Raw genomic sequence first — 16,875 nt, forward strand, 5'->3', positions numbered from 1 at the left:
TTTAATTTTTGTCTTTCTTTCCGTAGGTAGCAGGATATTGAATGTATCGAGTAAGGATAATACCAGGAATTGCAGCAATGGCAACCCAAATAAAGAATCCGGTATATCCAAGAATCTCCTGGATGAAACCACTAATCATACCGGGTAGCATCATACCCAGTGCCATAAATCCTGTTGCGATTGCATAATGAGAAGTTTTAGAAACACCTTCTGCTACATAAATCAAAAACATGAGATAAGCAGCAAACCCAAATCCGTATCCGAATTGCTCTATAATAACAACCAATGTAGCATATACCACAGAAGATGGTTGCCAGAAAGCTAATAGAACATACAGTATATTGGGTAGGTTTAAAGCCAAAATCATAGGAAGCATCCATTTTTTTAATCCATATACAGAAATAGCAATGCCTCCCAAAATTCCTCCTATAGTTAAGGCGATGATTCCGAACGTACCATAAATAGTACCTACCTCGGTAGTAGATAGTGCTAATCCACCAGCATCATTCTGATCTAATAAAAAGGGAGAAGCCATTTTTACCAATTGGGATTCTCCTAATCTGTAAAGAAGGATAAAGGCAAGAACAATACCAATTTGTTTTTTTTGAAAGAAGGTTTTAAAAACATCAAAGAAACGTATTGGTTTTTCTTTAGAAGCTCCAGTTTCATTTTCTACTTTTGGAGTTGCAAAAAGATTAATTACTGTTAATATGATCATGAAAATAGCAGTGATAATCATGGTATAGGACCATGCTTTTTGATTATTACCATAATGCTCTTCTAAAAAACCAGCAAGTACTACAATTAACCCTTGACCGGTTACCATAGCCAAACGATAAAATGTACTACGTACTCCTAAAAAAAAAGATTGTTTTTTTTGTGAAAGGCTAATAAGGTAAAAACCATCAGATGCAATATCGTTTGTGGCTGATGCAAATGCAGCGATCCAGAAACAAGAAAGACTAAGGATAAAGAAGTTATTGGTAGGAATCGTTAAACCTACTCCCAAAAATGCTATGGCAATAAGGAGTTGCATACCTAAAAACCAATTGCGTTTAGTACTTTTAATGTCTACAAATGGACTCCATAGCGGTTTTATAACCCAAGGGAGGTAAAGCCAACTGGTATACAAGCCAATATCGGCATTGCTAATTCCTAGTTTCTTATACATGATTACAGAAAACGTGATGATAATCACATATGGTAATCCTTCTGTAAAATATAGTGAAGGCACCCAGGCCCAGGCATTTTTGTCTTTGTTAGATTCTATCATGAATTGTTATTAAGGAAAGTAAGATACTTATAAATTATTAGTAATACCCAGTTTATATTTTATCGATATAATCTAACTTTAGGGCATCCAGATTTATCTCTGGTAGTGATTTTTTATAAAAAAAATCAATGATTTGATCCACAAGATACGAATTGATTTTTTCAATCTTATTTTCTTCAATCATCGTAAAAACATTCATAGCTTCGGCCTTTTTAAACTCTTTGATCAATTCATCTGGTTTTTTAACGGCATCCATACCGATATACTTTTCCATTTTTTTCTTCATCCACCTATGGCTTACTAGTTTTATTTGACTATCACGAACATCTTTCTTTAAGAGATCTATTCGTTCTATATTATTTTTTGCTTCTTTCTGTGTACGATTTAGTTGTATTTTGGCTTGCGTAAATTGCCTTTCAAATTTAAAATCAAGACGACGCATATCATGTTTCAGGTGTTGGATCACCTCATAAAGTGCATTATCATATATAGTTAAGAATTCTTCATAAGCATACAATGCATCAAGAAATACAATTGCATCCTTTCTATATAATCTAGGTATGGGTTGATTTTTTACTTTTTTGAACAAACTTGTAAGTTCTACTTGTTTTTCTTCGGGGATATTTATAAACCATGAATTATTCTTTAAGGCTCTTAATTTTGTAGTTATCTCATACCTGGTGCCTTTATATAGTTCTGATTTATAACTAAACCTATAGGTATTGGGATTAGCGTCTCTTTTTTTTTGAGAACTACCATGATACATGATTAGAAATACAGAAATAAATGTCAAGAATTTCATATGTCATGTTTGGTTAGTTAGTTATTTTTATTAACGTGATACACAACGTGATTGTTATATCATGTTAAATGAATTCTTCATTGTTAGAATAAACTTTTAAGAAATATTATTTTTTAACCCCGGCAACTTCTTCTACGGTCACCATTTTTTTCTGGGTGTTTCCCCAACTATTCATGATGTAATTCATTACATCAGCAATTTCTTCGTCTTCAAGACCCAATGAGGTCATTGCACTATTATAAGTCTTTCCATTAACTTTGATAGGACCTCTTAATCCATATTTGATAGAATAGATACTCTCTTGTCGTTTATTAGTCAACCAATCTGATCCTGCCAAAGGCGGAAATACATTAGGAGATCCTTTTCCGTCTGGAAGATGACATTGCATACAAAAATCAGTATAAATCTCGTTTCCACGAGCTATACTTTCTAATAATTTTGCATCCTGAGTTTTTGATACCGTATAGAGAACATATTCGGTGTCTGATTTTTCTTGTTGCGCAACAAGTGAAATGCTTAGGATTAATATGGTGATTTCTATAATGAAGAAACGTTTTAAATATTTTTTCATGCGTTTACATGTTTTTACTTTAATTAGGGATTATTTTTACAATACCTTTATTTTCTACAGCTACATAGATAAAACCATCAGGTCCTTGCCTTACATTACGCACACGTCCTATACCATCCAGTAATTTTTTTCGCCCTGTAACCTTATCATTGGTTAATTCTATTAACTCAAGATATTGAAATACTAGAGAACCTACTAATAGGTTGTTTTTCCATTGGGGATAGATATCACTTGTAATAAAATCCATTCCGCTAGGAGCGATAGAAGGCACCCAATAGTATAAAGGTTGTTCCATTCCTTCTTTTTTAGTAATATCTGTAATAGATGTACCGCTATAATTAATACCGTAAGTAATTACTGGCCATCCGTAGTTTGCGCCTTTAATGATTGGATTAATTTCATCACCACCTCTAGGGCCGTGCTCATGAACCCAGATTGTACCATTAGGATGTATTGCCATTCCTTGCGGATTACGATGACCATAAGAAAAGACAGCTTTTTTTGCTCCATTTTTGGTAATAAATGGATTGTCTTTAGGAATAGAGCCATCATCATTAAGGCGGTATATTTTTCCTCCGTCCCGAGTAATATCCTGAGGATTTACATCTCTATTGCCACGATCTCCAATAGAAAAGTAAAGGTATCCTTCATTGTCAAATTCTATTCGCGATCCAAAATGGTGTCCTTTTGTAGTATTGGGCGTTCCTTTATATAGTTTTTCTATATTGGTTAGTTGATTGTTATTTAGTTTGGCTCTAATCAAAGCCGTATTACCACCTCTTTCTGTACCTTCTTTAGAAGAATAAGTAATGTATAACCATCCGTTTTCTTTATATTTAGGATGTAGCTCTATATCCAACAATCCACCTTGGTTGCGGTTATATACTTCTGGTACATTGCCAATAGAGATCTTCTTACCATTCTTAAAATGGATTAATTCTCCACTTTTTTCTGTAATAAGCATACTACCATCAGGTAACCAGGCCATCCCCCAAGGGATTTGTAAATCAGGAACAACAATTTTTGTTGTGTAGTTTTTAGGATCATTTTCTAGAGTAATATCATTTTTCTTTTCTTGAGCGCAGGACAAAATTGCGATAAAAGGAAAAATCAAAAGGAAAATAAAATTTTTCATAAGCATAGAGATTACTTTTAAAAAGTAAGAAAGAATGAATATAAACAAAATTAATTGCGAAAATAGAATGGTAACTGTCTAAGTTTTGTTAAAAAAATGACAAATCAAAAGATTTAAGCTCTATAATGGTATATCTGTTATTTTTTAAAACATTACTTTATTATAAAATGATGTTTTGATGATTGTTATATAAATAAATCAACAGAATATATTAGGTGATTTTTTATGAATTATACTCTTGATTTTGTAAGTATTTGATAAGTAGTGTTTTGTGTGTTTTGCTGGGCGTTAGATTTTGATTGTTTATATAAAATTTAATTAATGTTCTAGTAATGATTTTGGAGTTTAAAGTGAGGTTATTTGCTATGTCGAGAAGACAATAACCAATTTATTTTACACTAAAAAAATCACCAAAATCATGAAAAAACAATTTGCTTTAGTCGTAGGATTTCTTTTTTCTACAACGTTTTTTTTCGCTCAGCAGGTCGATGTTACCATTTCGACCTCTAATGTAGACCCTATCATTAAACCTGGAGAATACACACTATTAAAATGGTCTGTAAAAAGCAGGAATAATATGGCTGTACCAGAAAATAAGATTAAATTCTTTCTTTCTAAGGATAAGCAATTTACCAAAGATGATATATTTTTAGGAAGCTCTTTGGTACCCGAATTAACAGAAGGGATAGAAGGAAAAATAAATTATACCTGGGTACGAATTCCTTCTGATACCAATTTAGGAAATCATACTGTTTTTTTTCATGTTGATGCAGATAATGAAATTGAAGAGGTGAGTGAAACAGATAATGTAACGGCAGAAGTTGTAAAGGTAGTAGCTAATCTGAAATCTGATTTGATAGTAGAATCTACAGATTTACCATTATTTGCCACAGAAGGTAATCAACTAAAAGTTGGATGGGCTACAAAAAATCAAGGAAAAGCAGTATCTCCTCCTACAAAACTTACGATTTATCTATCTAAAGTGCCTAAAATCACAAATGAATCTATAAAAATATTAGATTTCGATTCTCGATCCGTTCGTATCGGAGAACGTATTATAGACGAAGCAATACTAACAATTCCTAATGATAATGAAGTTGATGGAGGGGTAATAGGAGAACGTTATCTTGTATTTGAAACGGATAGTAATTTTATGGAAAAAGAATCTAATGAGTACAATAATGTGGATTTCAAAAGAATAAAAATCGGAAGCGCTTGCGATTTAGTTAGTACAGATGTGGAAGCTTTAGCACGTATTGATTATTATGCTCCACATGCAAAAGGAGTACTATATGATGTACATTTTAAAGTTAAAAACCAAGGGAGAAATACTACTGAAAAACCGGCTATGGTTAGCTGTTATCTTTCTAAAGACACTAACTTGGATAGAGATGATCGGTTAATCTATTTAAATACTAATGTACCTGTGTTAGATAATGGAGATGCTTTCGAAGTTAATTTTTCTAATCGTTGGGTGGGGCAAGCTCCAGATGGACCCGATGGGCCATCTTTGGAAGAAACCCTTAGAGAGTTATTAAATTACCATGTTATTGTTGTAGTAGATCCTGAAGACATAATTTCTGAATCTGATGAAGATAATAATATAACAGTTAAAGATATGGAGTTGTCTACAGAAAGAATCAAAGGTTTTGAAAAAAAGGCGACAACTGTAGTATATCCTGTTCCTGTAAAAGATGTTTTGAATATAGTTGTAACAGATCATACAGAAATAACGATATATAGCGTAGCTACAGGTTCTATAGTATTAAACAAAACTTTTACTCAATCAGGAAAATATGAAGTGAATGTAGCATCTTTAAAAAGAGGTAATTATATTTTGGATGATCATAAAGGAAAAAAAATAAATATGATTAAAAGGTAAACAACCTTTTTATTTTAATTGAATAATAAACAGAAAGCTACGCTTTAATATAAAGGCGTAGCTTTTTAATTAATTATATAACCATCTCATTTATTTAACGAGATGATACTAAACTATAGCTTATGTTAATCCCTCCATATACATTAAATGGCAAACCAGGATAGAAATACCTTGGTGCATTGCCTCCAAATCCTCGAGCATTGATTTGTAATTGAGATGCATACTTAGTATCTAAAATATTATTTGCGCCAAAAAATAAGTCATACCCGAAATGAGATCCAATGTTATTTTTAAAACCTACTTTGCCATGTAGCAATTCATAGTTTTTGCTAAATGTTGTATTCGCATCATTTGCCGGTATTTTACCCACAGTCTGAAAGTTTAGGTTACCATAAAACCCTTTTTGAGCTATAAATTCGATCCCAGAATTGGTAACTTCAGAAGGAACACCAGTAAGATCGTTATTCGAAAAATCATTATCTAAATCTGTAAAATCATCAAATTTATGATCATATATTGATGCATTGAAAAAGAATTTTAATACTCCGGAGTTTACCTTTATAATATCGAAATTCAATTCTAATTCGGCGCCATTATGTGTAGTTTTTCCAGCATTAATGGCAAAGAAGTTATCGTCGATGGTTCTTCTTGAAACCAAGAGATCTTTAACTCTAAACCGATATAGTGATACAGAACCATAGAGTTTATCATGTAATAAACTATATCGAGTACCGATTTCATAATTCCACCCTATTTCAGGTTTTATATTGGGATTAAAAAGGCCGTCGGGTAATAGCGTTTCTGAAGTAGTAGGAGTAGAGAAACCATGAGCAATGTTTCCATAAAAGGTAAATAGAGGGTTTAGAGTATAGTTTATTCCTATTTTGGGGGAGAGTATGGGATCATAATCAAATTTACCTGAGCTATCTTCTCCATCAGATAAGAATTGATCATCGATATCAAAAAAAGTCTGATTGAGATTTACACCTAAGTTTACTTTAAACTTCTTACTAATCTTATAATTTGCTTCGGCAAAAATGTTGTAATAGTATCGTTTTTCATCGAGATCAGAAAGTTGATTACCTTGCACACTACCTGTGCCAGAAGGAAAATCCTGGTATAAATTTTCAAAGGTCTTACCAGTATAATAATCCAGGAATAATTCTCCTCCCAAGGTCCAGTTTAATTCTTGATTAGCAATTAGGTGAGTACCTAAAACTCGATTTCTCAAACCAAAACTGGTAGCATTTTCTTTCAATATATTAAAAGGTCTAGATTCGTCATTATTTCTAAAAGAACTAAAAATACTGGTGTTATGTGATATTTTTGGATTGTAATTATGTTTCCACGTTACTCCTAATATTCCATAATCTACATCTTCATTGCCCTGCGCACGTCCCCAGGTAAATGCAGCTTGTCTAGGATTGTTTTCAAAATTTTCCTGATCTAATGAGCTGGGGATACCCGCATTAAGATTAACATAACTACCTATTACCGAAAAATTGTTTTTCTTTCCAATATCAAAACCAGATGCCAGTGTTATTGTATTTCGATCGTATTCATTGTTATCACGATAGCCGTCGGTATGATTATTACTATAGAGTACTGCAATATTAGATTTTTCTTTGGATATAGCAGCTTTTGCCAAAATTCTTCTTAATCCATAACTCCCGAATGATGTAGTGAATTCACTCTCAGAAGTATTTGTATTTGCAAATTGAGGTTGAAATAAGATAGTTCCTCCTAATCCTACACCATAACTGCTTGAAGAAGGGCCTTTATGTATTTCTATGCTAGATAAAGTACCAAGTTCTAAATCCTCTATAGAAGATTCTCCATTTCCATCGGTTAATGGAATATCTCCAAAATAAGCTCTTATATTAGCTGTACCAAATAAGTTTCTGGCTCCGATTCCTCTAATTGTAATTCTATTGGTGTTTAAAGTACCATTTTGCATAAAAACACCAGCAACTCTATTGAGAATAGGATGTAGTTCTATTGGGTTTCCACGATTAATATCACTAGTCGTGATAGAAGAGATAGCTTCTGTTGCATACCTATGTTTTTGTGGATGAGAATAATCTTCTATCACCACCTCTACCAAATTTGTAATAGGAGTTAACGCTATTACAATGTATCCGTCCTTAGTACGATTATATTTGTTAATGTCTATAGTAACTTCTGTATAACCATCTTTAGAAATGGCTATTTTTTCTAAAGATTTTATAGAGAACTTACCATCAGCATCAGTAAAAACTTTAATGTTGCTGCCTATATCAAGAACGCTTACATTGGCTATCGGAAGTTTATTCGAATTATTTATGACAATTCCTTTAATGTCAAATTGTGAGTATACAGAAAAATGACAAGCGAGTACTAAAAATAAAAATATTCTTTTCAAGATTTGTTTTTTTCCAAATATCGGAAACTAGAGGCAATTGGTTTTAAAAAACACGATTGTGTTAATGAATATTAGTATATTTTAACGATCAAAATGTAGTAATCCTTACATCGAAGAAAATATACAGCTGTACTGTGGGGTGAAAATATTCATTCTTTATAGAGGCCAGTTGATTTATATGGTCCCCTTATCAACTGACCTGCTATAAAAAACGTAATCATCCAAAAAAAACATACATTATGTAACTTTTGGACCCCCTAAATTTTTCCTTTTTCTTCATTAATCTTATGTAGTTGTCTCTTATCCTTCATGTATTCAAACCAATTACGAACTATTAGTATAATTAGAACTATTAGTATTAAGATCTGAATAGTAATCAATACAATCATCTCTCTCTCTTTTTATAAGAAGTATAAAACTTCTATTTTACCCGTTATATAGTTTTGACACATAAGAATATAAAAAGTCACTTTTAAGTCTCTTTTTTTATGAATATTTTTTATAAAAAGGATATGATAAATATTTTGATGTTGAAATTTTTTGTGTACTACTCATGTAAACGTTTATTGTTTATACTACATAACAATGTATCTGTTCCTGATAACTGATATGTTTGATGAAGTGTTTAACTAATAATTTCAACTTTTTTATTTGCTATAAGTTTAATAGGGTAGACTACTCTGTTATTGTCATTCCTTTCTACTGTTATGCAAATATTGTCGATAGAAATAATAACTCCTTCATCATCTTCGATTCTAATTTTTTGCCCTACTTCAAAATTCTTTTTAGAGTAAAAACCTAGTAATAATCTATATACAATATCTCTAGAACCCAGACCTAAAGCAAGTACAAAAGTGGCTAAAAAGGCCCCAAGAATAAGAGAAAGGTTATTTGTTATAATACTAGTATCGATACCTGCTTGATTTAAAGCAGTAATAGCCACAATGGCTACGATACTAAAAAAGAGTATAGAACTTATTAGTTTAGATCCGTTAAGATCCAAAGATCTTAGCAAGGCATAAACAGATTTTCTTACTAAAGATGCCAGGTATAATCCTAATCCTAAAATTACAATCGAACTGAATATTTTGGGTAAATAATCGATTAATCTTCCTGCACCATTTGAAACCATATTTAAACCAAACATATCGGCACCAACGATCACCAATACAAGAATTAGAAACCACTTAACAAAAGCTAGAATTATTTTGGTAGGTTCGATTTTGGTTGTAGAATTAAAAAGAGTCCCATTATCACTAACCTTTGATGCCAAAGTATCAATTTTGGTTAGTTTCAAGGATTTTTTTATGATAAAAAGAATGAGTTTTACAATTAGCCACCCGACTAAAATGAACAAAATTGCACCAATTATATTAGGTATAATTTCATACAGTTCATTAAATATATTTTCAATCAATTTAAAATTTAGAAATTTTTCCATACGATTTTTAGAGGTTAAACCTTAATTTTTGTTAGAACGACTTACTATTTTAAAAAGTTCTTCAAGAGAATTTGGATATTTTATAGCAAATAAATCGGCCAGATCTAGTGATAATTTTACTATTTCAACATCATCGAGTACCTTTTCCTTAATAGAAGCAGGTAATTCTTCATTTTGAATAATTTTTTTAAATGGATTTTTCATTTTTCCTGGGGTATTAGGTTTAAAAGATGTTATAAAGTTTTATACGAGCTCACTAATCTAGATTTAGCTCGGCTTAGTCTCATTTTTACAGCACTACTGCCAATATTTAGGGCTTTTTCGATTTCTTTTATAGATAGATCATCTTGATATTTCATCATTAAAATGATTTTATCATCGGGTTCAATTTTTTTTAATGCCATTGCTAGCTTTTTGGATTTTAGTTTCATCATATCTTCATCATCTATTTCTTCAGACGGGTACTCAACGATAATATTATCAATTGATATGATTTTCTCTTTTTTCTTTTTTTGAACCCTTTGTACATAATTCACACAGAAATTATAGGTGAATGAGTACAACCAGGTAGAAAATTTAGAATTTCCTTTAAATGTTTTTAGCTTGGCGAATAAAAGCACAAAAATATCGTGTGTTAAATCTTGCGCCTCTTCATTAGATTTTACAAAACTCAAGCATTTGTTATATATAGTTTTTGCATATCTGTCATAAAGAATTGCATATAGCTTAGTATCCTTACTTTTGGCTATTTTGTAAACAAGCTCTTTATCCTCCAAATTTTCATCCAGTTCTGTCTTCTTCAACCTGTATTTTTATTACATATAATCCCTCTAAATAGTTTAGACACAGTATATCTAAAAAAGTCACTTTTAATTTTATTTCTTTATTTCAAAGTAATTGCTGTACTCCTGTTATGATTTGCTTTAAAGTGATGTATTATGGTATTAAAATATCCAAAACACAAATCTTTAGGGTATGAGTGAAGGTTTAAAAGAGTTCAAAAAAATATTTTTGAAACCTTAATTTAAGCAAAAAAATAAAAGTAATAGTATGATTGATAAAGATTTCTTGTTTTTTAAAACTAGTTTTTAAGCAGTTAACAGATGAACTGAGAACTTTCACAGATTAAAATTTTCTAAAAAAGATAGGCGTATCACTTTTGAACTATCAAAATCGAAAGAATGATACGAACAGTAAATTTTATACTATTTTTTTTTATAGGATTCTCAATCATGAGTGGTCAGGAAATAAAAATGTTGAAAGGAACGGTAAAAGATCAATCAACTCAAGAGATTATTCCTTATGCTACAGTAGCGGTTTATAACAATAAAGGAGAATTAGTTGATGGTATTTCGACTAATGATGAGGGGCAATTTCTACTAGAGACAGACAAAATATTTACATATTTTGAAGTTAGTTTTATTGGTTACCAGACTGCCTTGGTGCAATTTTCTGAAGTTGGTGATCCAACCAACATTTCAATTAGATTACAATCGATGGCAAGCACTCTAGACGAAATTGTTATCGAGGCTGATCGAACTACCACACAGCTTAAAATTGATAGAAAAATTATCGATATAGGAGCAGATATTCAACAATCTGGCACCACAGCTCTCGAAGCTTTTGATCAAATAACAGATATACAAACTGATTTAGGAACTGGTAATATTTCATTAAGAGGTAGTGATAACGTGAAATTGTTAATCAATGGGAAGCCTTCTTCCTTAGACGCAGTAGAGTTATTAGAGCAAATCCCATCATCTTCTATAAAAACTGTAGAAATTATTACTTCTCCATCGGCAAAATATCAGGCAGATGGATTATCAGGGGTTATTAATGTAATCTTGAAAAGAAATATAAATAGAGGATTTAACCTTAATCTTAATAGTGCCCTAGGAACAAAACGATATAGTTATGGTATTGATGGAAACTATAATCTCTCATTTATGAACTTAAGATTTAACGCCTCGCAATCTGGAAGAGAAATGGATAGCAAACAAACCATTAATCGATCTTTTATAAATGGTGATACTCAAGGTATTTTTACTCCTCACGATTTTAATGGAAAAATAAAAAGAGGAATAATCGGGTTAGATTTTTTTGTAGATGAACATAATGAATTCTCTCTGGGATTTGATTATACCGATGATTATCACAGTTTTTATAATAATTCTCAATATTTTGATGTGACTAATCGTGATGATTTTATATATACTCGTAACTCAGCACATTCGCATTTTACTTCTGTTTTTAATGCTAATTACCGTAGAGGATTTAATAAAGAAGGACATTTTTTAGAGATTGACTATAATCTTAATGATAATAAAAATGATTATCCATCAACTGATTTTGAAGACAATATTTTTTTGTTTGATCAAATAATAGAAGAAGATAATACGATCCATGCGATATCATTAGACTATGCATTACCTGTTTCAGAAAAGATTACAATAGAAACAGGAGCATCCTGGAATAAGAGTGATACAAAAAACCAACAGCTTTTTAGATCAAATAACACAGTATCTACATTAGATACATTTGATTATGAAGAAGAACTGTTAGGTATTTATGGACTTACAAAATTTAGGATTCAAAAGTTGGATTGGCAAGTTGGGTTGCGGTATGAATATTTCTCGTCGAAATCTCAAAATACATTAAATTTGTCGACAACAAATCTACATTTTTCTAATCTTTTTCCATCAATACATGTAACCTATACCTTTAGTGAAGATAATACAATGGGGTTGGGGTATAGTAAACGAATTTCTAGACCTAACTTACATCATATTAACCCATTTCAGCTAGGAAATCCTTTTTTTAGATTTGATGGTAACCCAGGGTTAAAACCAGAATCGAGCGATAATATTGAACTTAACTACCAAAATAATAAGAGAAAATTGAATTGGTCTGTAGCTACATTTTATCGTTACAGAAAAGATGTTATTCTTTGGGTGAATACTATAGAAGATAATAATGTACAAGTGATCTCATTTCAAAATATTGGGATAAATCATTCCTTAGGTATCGAAACAACTTTAAAATACAGGTTTGCAAAGTATTGGAATACGGTGCTTACAGGAAATTATTATTACACAATGACAGATCAGAACAATCTGGTTACCTGGGATGAATTATACTCGTCTAATCTACAATTAAAGAATACGTTTAAAATCACGAAAAAAGTGAGTACAGATATAACATATCGGCATACACCCAAGAGGCAAAATGCTTTTAATTATATAGAACCAAGGCATAGAGTTGATTGGGCAGTAAGAGCAAAATTTTTAAATAATAAATTAACAGCCAACTTAAGAGTGATAGATGTATTAGATAATAATTTGATGAAACGAAATACACGTACCCCCGAGTTTAGCCAACGTACCGTTTGGAAGTTTCAATCACAAACATTAGGATTTCTATTTAGTCTAAAATATACACTCTTTAAAAGCGAGGATAGAGTAAGAAATAGAAAAGAGCGAGAATATAGACATAATCATTCTAGCAATTAAAAAAGTAAAACAAATAAAACTATACGTAATGCAGATAAATTCTTTTTTGTCAACAGTGATATTGATTTTTATTTTAATGATAACTGGTTGCGAACCAAATGATTTTGTTGAAGAGAAAATCTCTTCTCAAGAACTTTCAGAATGGAAAACAATAGGGAAAGGTAAAACCTCGATTAAGGATCATGAATTTGTTTTCGAAGAAATTGATAGCTCTGATGGTTTCTTTTTGGTAAGTCCTAAAAGTTATCAGGGAGATATGGTAATACAATATAAAATAAAGGCGTTGTCAAAAGCATCGGTATTAATTGTATTATTTTCTGCTTCTGATACCAAAGAAACTATACAGTTAACCTTACCCGAAAAGAATGCTGCCGCCGAAGATATTTGGGAATGGCGAAGAAAAATGAATCATTATAATGTAACGTTTAATAATAAGTCTCACGGTTATACTCCATTTTTTTACAAAAATGTTTCTTCCTTAGAGCGAGATTTTCATCTTCGGAAACAGGAAAATGTAATGAATCACAACCAATGGGTTAGTGTAGAAATTGGTAAAAAGGAAAATAAAGTGTGGTTTTCTCTTAATGATAGTATTATTTTCGAACGTACAGATTATAACCCACTTCTGGGAGGGCATATCCTTTTCAGAATAAGTGGTGCTTCTACTCAAGAAGAAACCATTCTTGCAAAGGCATCTATAAAAGATTTGACGATTTATCATAAAGAAAAGTAATACCTTAGTAAGGTTTAACAAAAGAACATGTGAATAATAACGCTATGTATTCAAAACTAAAAAAAGCAGAACCTGTCTTGCATCTGCTTTTTTGGGGAATGGTACTTTTTTTTCCATATATAAAGTATCTGGGAAGAGAAGGAGGATACCCTATGAGTTTTATGCATGAGTTGGTTGCATTGGTATTTAATATGATACCAACATATATCATGTATCTGTGGTTCTTTCCTTTAAAAAATAAGAAGAAGTATGTTTTTTGGGTATTGTTTGTTTTTAGTAGCAACGCTTTAATCCACTATTATGCAGATAATTTTTTTCATATGGGAGCAGACCATAAAGATCATCAAGATCATCGTTGGAAATATGTAGTTTCTAGCTTCGTGACATATTTCTCTTTTAGTTTGGCTTTTTTTGCTTTGCATTCTATTAAAAAATTATATGCTAAACAGCTTGAATTAGATACTACAAAACAAGAAAAACAACAAGCAGAACTCAGCGCATTAAAAGCGCAAATAAATCCACACTTCTTATTTAATACACTAAATAATATTTATGCAAATGCTTTAAAAAAAGATGAAAAAACTCCGGATTTGATTTTAAAGCTATCCAGCAGTTTTAGATATGTATTACATGAAGGCCAAAAAGAAAAAGTAACCTTATCTCATGAGATTACTCATGTGAAAGATTATATTAGTTTACAAGAGGAACGATTATCTACCAAAATACAAGCTGATTTTTTTGAAGATATTGATAACCCGAAAAAGGAAATAGCTCCTTTACTATTAATTCCTTTTGTAGAAAATGCATTTAAATATACCAGTATCTTAAAAGGTAAAAATCATCAGATACGAATTAGGGCAATATTAAAAAGAGATCAATTCTCTTTTTATTGCGAAAATCCATATAATGATAATAAAAAGCCAGAGATTGATGCAAATTGGCAAGAAAGCGGTATTGGAATAAAAAACACTAAAAGAAGATTACAATTATTATATCCAGACCGATATCAATTACAGATTAAAAAAGAAAATAATGTATTTAAAGTAATACTCACCATCTCATTATGATAAATTGTTTGATTATAGAAGACGAACACGGTGCGCAAGAAGTGTTGCAAAACTACATTGATAGAACTCCATTTGTGAACTGTTTAGGAATATATGAAAGTGGATTGGATATTAAGTTTGAAGAATTAAAAAAGGTAGATTTTATGTTTTTAGATATTCAGCTGCCCGAGTTAAATGGATTGTCATTCTTAAAAACACTTATCAACCCTCCCAAAGTAATTGTAACTACTGCTTATCCTGATTACGCGGTAGATGCTTTTGAAGAAAATGTATTAGATTATCTGGTAAAACCATTTTCTTATGAACGTTTTTTTAAAGCAATTACCAGGGCTAGAAATCAAATACAGATTACAAATAACGAAACCGAAAAACAGCTTTTTTTATATGCAGATAAAACCATTTATAAAATTATTATTAGTGACATTTTATATTTAAAAGCCGAAGTAGATTATGTAAAAGTGGTTACTCAAGAAAAATCTATTTTACTGTTAGACAGTTTACATAATTGGGAAAAAAAACTGTACGACCATAATTTTGTAAGAACTCATCGTTCTTATATTGTAAATTTTGAGAAAATAGAAAAAGTGTCGGGGAATTTGGTGTATATCGCAGATGAAAAAATCCCGATCGGAAAAACATATAAAGAAGAATTCTTAAAAAAGATGAAATACATAAAGTAATACTAATATTACCATTTTTAAAAGTTAGAAGCTTCAGGATTTAATATTCATTTTTTAACAACATCTTTTCTAATACGACTTAAAGTACTATCTGTTATTCCTAAATAGGATGCAATATGTTTTAAGGGAGCATTCATAATAATTTCTGAATTTGATTGTAAAAGAGCCTTATATCGTTGTTCTGCTGTTTGATTTATCATCGAGATGGTTCTTTTTTTTGAAGCAATAAATTCTTTAACCAGGATAGCTCTTCCAAAATCTCTAAATGCAGGTTTGTTATGAAAAAGAGAGTTTAATTGTTGGTATGAAAATCGATATCCTCGACAATCGGTAACTGCTTGTATATTTACTTGCGAAGGCACTCTTTGAAAAAAGGAGGTAACCTCAAAAACAATAGAATTAGAGGTGTAAAAATCGGTAGTAACCTCGTTACCTTCGATATCATATAGATATGTCCGTAATAGCCCTTTTTCAAAAAAGTAGTAATCATTACTAATTTTACCTTCTTGCACAATAAAATCTCCTTTTTTTAATTCTTTATATTCAAAAGATCGGGCTATATCTATAGCCTCTGCTTCGGTAGCGGGAATGATGTGCTGTATAAATGCTACTAAACTGTTCATGTTATAAAATCATTTATGATTAAAATTAGTACTTACTTTAGTTTAAATCGTGTAGATTAACTTTTCTATTCTTAACTCCTATTATAACTAGCCAAAACATAAGTCCCAATTCTGCTATACCTACAACTGTATTTACGATTGGGTTAATAATAGAACCATAGTTTGGGAAAATAAATATCGTAACAAATTGTATGAGGTAGCATACCGACGCAGCTACTAACAAGATACCCAGAATTCTGGGAATAACTTTTGATTTATATACTAATAGCCCAAGAGGGAGTAACCATAACCCAAAAAATATCTGAGCAATAAGATAACCAGTACCATGAGCATCTAGAGAAATCATCATAAGTGCATGTAATTGATCGGGTTTAAAAGCATTAAGATAATCGACATCCCTTAATAATTCTAAGACAGTTGCATGATTAATCATGTTTATGGCCATCATTGGTACACTAATTAATGCCAGTATTACCATAAGTGTTGCATACTCTTTATTAACATGTTTTAATAATTTGTACAGGGCCAAAGGCACCAGTAAAAACAGAGTAGAACCCACTACATCACATACAAAACCTATACTGTATAACGATTTAGAATTAATGATGTTATTGGCTGTGGCAGCTGCGTCTTCCCATACAATAAGTTTAGAACGAACATACAACTCTGTAAACGCCATAGGAAATGTTGAAATTATATATAATAATCCAGCAATTCTTGCATTTTTTTTCTCGATACTCATTTTCTATCTTTTAAGT

At 31.1% G+C, this 16,875-nt stretch carries 15 protein-coding genes; 5 read left to right on the plus strand and 10 right to left on the minus strand.

The features are described 5' to 3' along the window. Position 1: 1 nt before the first annotated feature. The 4 genes from Z053_RS0117630 to Z053_RS0117645 form a co-directional block, all read right to left on the minus strand. On the minus strand, positions 2-1,273 hold the full coding sequence (locus Z053_RS0117630) for an MFS transporter (RefSeq protein ID WP_035096368.1): 1,272 nt from the start codon (positions 1,271-1,273) through the stop codon (positions 2-4). Positions 1,274-1,325: 52 nt separating this feature from the next. Beyond that, positions 1,326-2,075: a hypothetical protein gene (locus Z053_RS0117635; RefSeq protein ID WP_035096369.1), complete on the minus strand. Its 750-nt coding sequence runs from the start codon at positions 2,073-2,075 to the stop codon at positions 1,326-1,328. Positions 2,076-2,181: 106 nt separating this feature from the next. Then, positions 2,182-2,646 (minus strand): c-type cytochrome, encoded by a 465-nt coding sequence (locus Z053_RS0117640; protein ID WP_025666314.1) that lies wholly within the window; start codon positions 2,644-2,646, stop codon positions 2,182-2,184. Positions 2,647-2,665: 19 nt separating this feature from the next. Next, entirely contained in the window at positions 2,666-3,781 is a 1,116-nt protein-coding gene (locus Z053_RS0117645) for a PQQ-dependent sugar dehydrogenase (RefSeq protein ID WP_025666315.1), read from the minus strand. A gap of 418 nt (positions 3,782-4,199) precedes the next feature. Between Z053_RS0117645 and Z053_RS0117650 the strand changes: the two genes are divergently transcribed. Further along, the gene (locus Z053_RS0117650) at positions 4,200-5,663 is read left to right on the plus strand and encodes a CARDB domain-containing protein (RefSeq protein WP_025666316.1); all 1,464 of its coding nucleotides are present in this window, start codon (positions 4,200-4,202) and stop codon (positions 5,661-5,663) included. A 94-nt stretch (positions 5,664-5,757) separates the two neighbouring features. Here Z053_RS0117650 and Z053_RS0117655 read toward each other — a convergent pair whose 3' ends face one another. The 4 genes from Z053_RS0117655 to Z053_RS0117675 form a co-directional block, all read right to left on the minus strand. Next, on the minus strand, positions 5,758-8,064 hold the full coding sequence (locus tag Z053_RS0117655; protein ID WP_025666317.1) for a TonB-dependent receptor domain-containing protein: 2,307 nt from the start codon (positions 8,062-8,064) through the stop codon (positions 5,758-5,760). 625 nt (positions 8,065-8,689) lie between these two features. After that, positions 8,690-9,505: a mechanosensitive ion channel family protein gene (locus tag Z053_RS0117665; RefSeq protein ID WP_025666318.1), complete on the minus strand. Its 816-nt coding sequence runs from the start codon at positions 9,503-9,505 to the stop codon at positions 8,690-8,692. Between the two features lie 21 nt (positions 9,506-9,526). Next, positions 9,527-9,709: a hypothetical protein gene (locus Z053_RS0117670; protein WP_024768642.1), complete on the minus strand. Its 183-nt coding sequence runs from the start codon at positions 9,707-9,709 to the stop codon at positions 9,527-9,529. Between the two features lie 29 nt (positions 9,710-9,738). Then, positions 9,739-10,308, minus strand: coding sequence for an RNA polymerase sigma factor (locus tag Z053_RS0117675; protein WP_025666319.1), 570 nt, complete (start codon positions 10,306-10,308; stop codon positions 9,739-9,741). A gap of 378 nt (positions 10,309-10,686) precedes the next feature. On the opposite strand from Z053_RS0117675, the gene Z053_RS0117680 reads away from it, so the two are divergent. From Z053_RS0117680 to Z053_RS0117695, 4 genes are read left to right on the plus strand one after another with little or no spacing between them, the layout of a single operon-like run. Continuing rightward, positions 10,687-13,014 carry an outer membrane beta-barrel family protein gene (locus tag Z053_RS0117680; protein ID WP_035096371.1) on the plus strand — a complete coding sequence of 776 codons (2,328 nt, stop codon included), beginning with the start codon at positions 10,687-10,689 and terminating at the stop codon, positions 13,012-13,014. A 28-nt stretch (positions 13,015-13,042) separates the two neighbouring features. Continuing rightward, a complete protein-coding gene (locus tag Z053_RS0117685; protein WP_035096372.1) occupies positions 13,043-13,747 on the plus strand; it encodes a hypothetical protein in 705 nt (234 codons plus the stop codon). 44 nt (positions 13,748-13,791) lie between these two features. Continuing rightward, positions 13,792-14,814, plus strand: a complete 1,023-nt coding sequence (locus Z053_RS30305) for a sensor histidine kinase (protein WP_025666322.1) — start codon at positions 13,792-13,794, stop codon at positions 14,812-14,814. Continuing rightward, entirely contained in the window at positions 14,811-15,494 is a 684-nt protein-coding gene (locus Z053_RS0117695; RefSeq protein WP_051476088.1) for a LytR/AlgR family response regulator transcription factor, read from the plus strand. Before Z053_RS30305 ends, Z053_RS0117695 begins: the two co-directional genes overlap by 4 nt. A gap of 47 nt (positions 15,495-15,541) precedes the next feature. Here the strand turns inward: Z053_RS0117695 and Z053_RS0117700 are convergent, their stop codons facing one another. Next, on the minus strand, positions 15,542-16,117 hold the full coding sequence (locus Z053_RS0117700) for a Crp/Fnr family transcriptional regulator (RefSeq protein WP_025666324.1): 576 nt from the start codon (positions 16,115-16,117) through the stop codon (positions 15,542-15,544). A 37-nt stretch (positions 16,118-16,154) separates the two neighbouring features. After that, positions 16,155-16,859: a DUF4386 domain-containing protein gene (locus tag Z053_RS0117705; protein WP_025666325.1), complete on the minus strand. Its 705-nt coding sequence runs from the start codon at positions 16,857-16,859 to the stop codon at positions 16,155-16,157. Between the last annotated feature and the right edge of the window lie 16 nt (positions 16,860-16,875).

This window comes from Aquimarina megaterium XH134 (assembly GCF_000520975.1).
Taxonomy (GTDB): Bacteria; Bacteroidota; Bacteroidia; order Flavobacteriales; family Flavobacteriaceae; genus Aquimarina; species Aquimarina megaterium.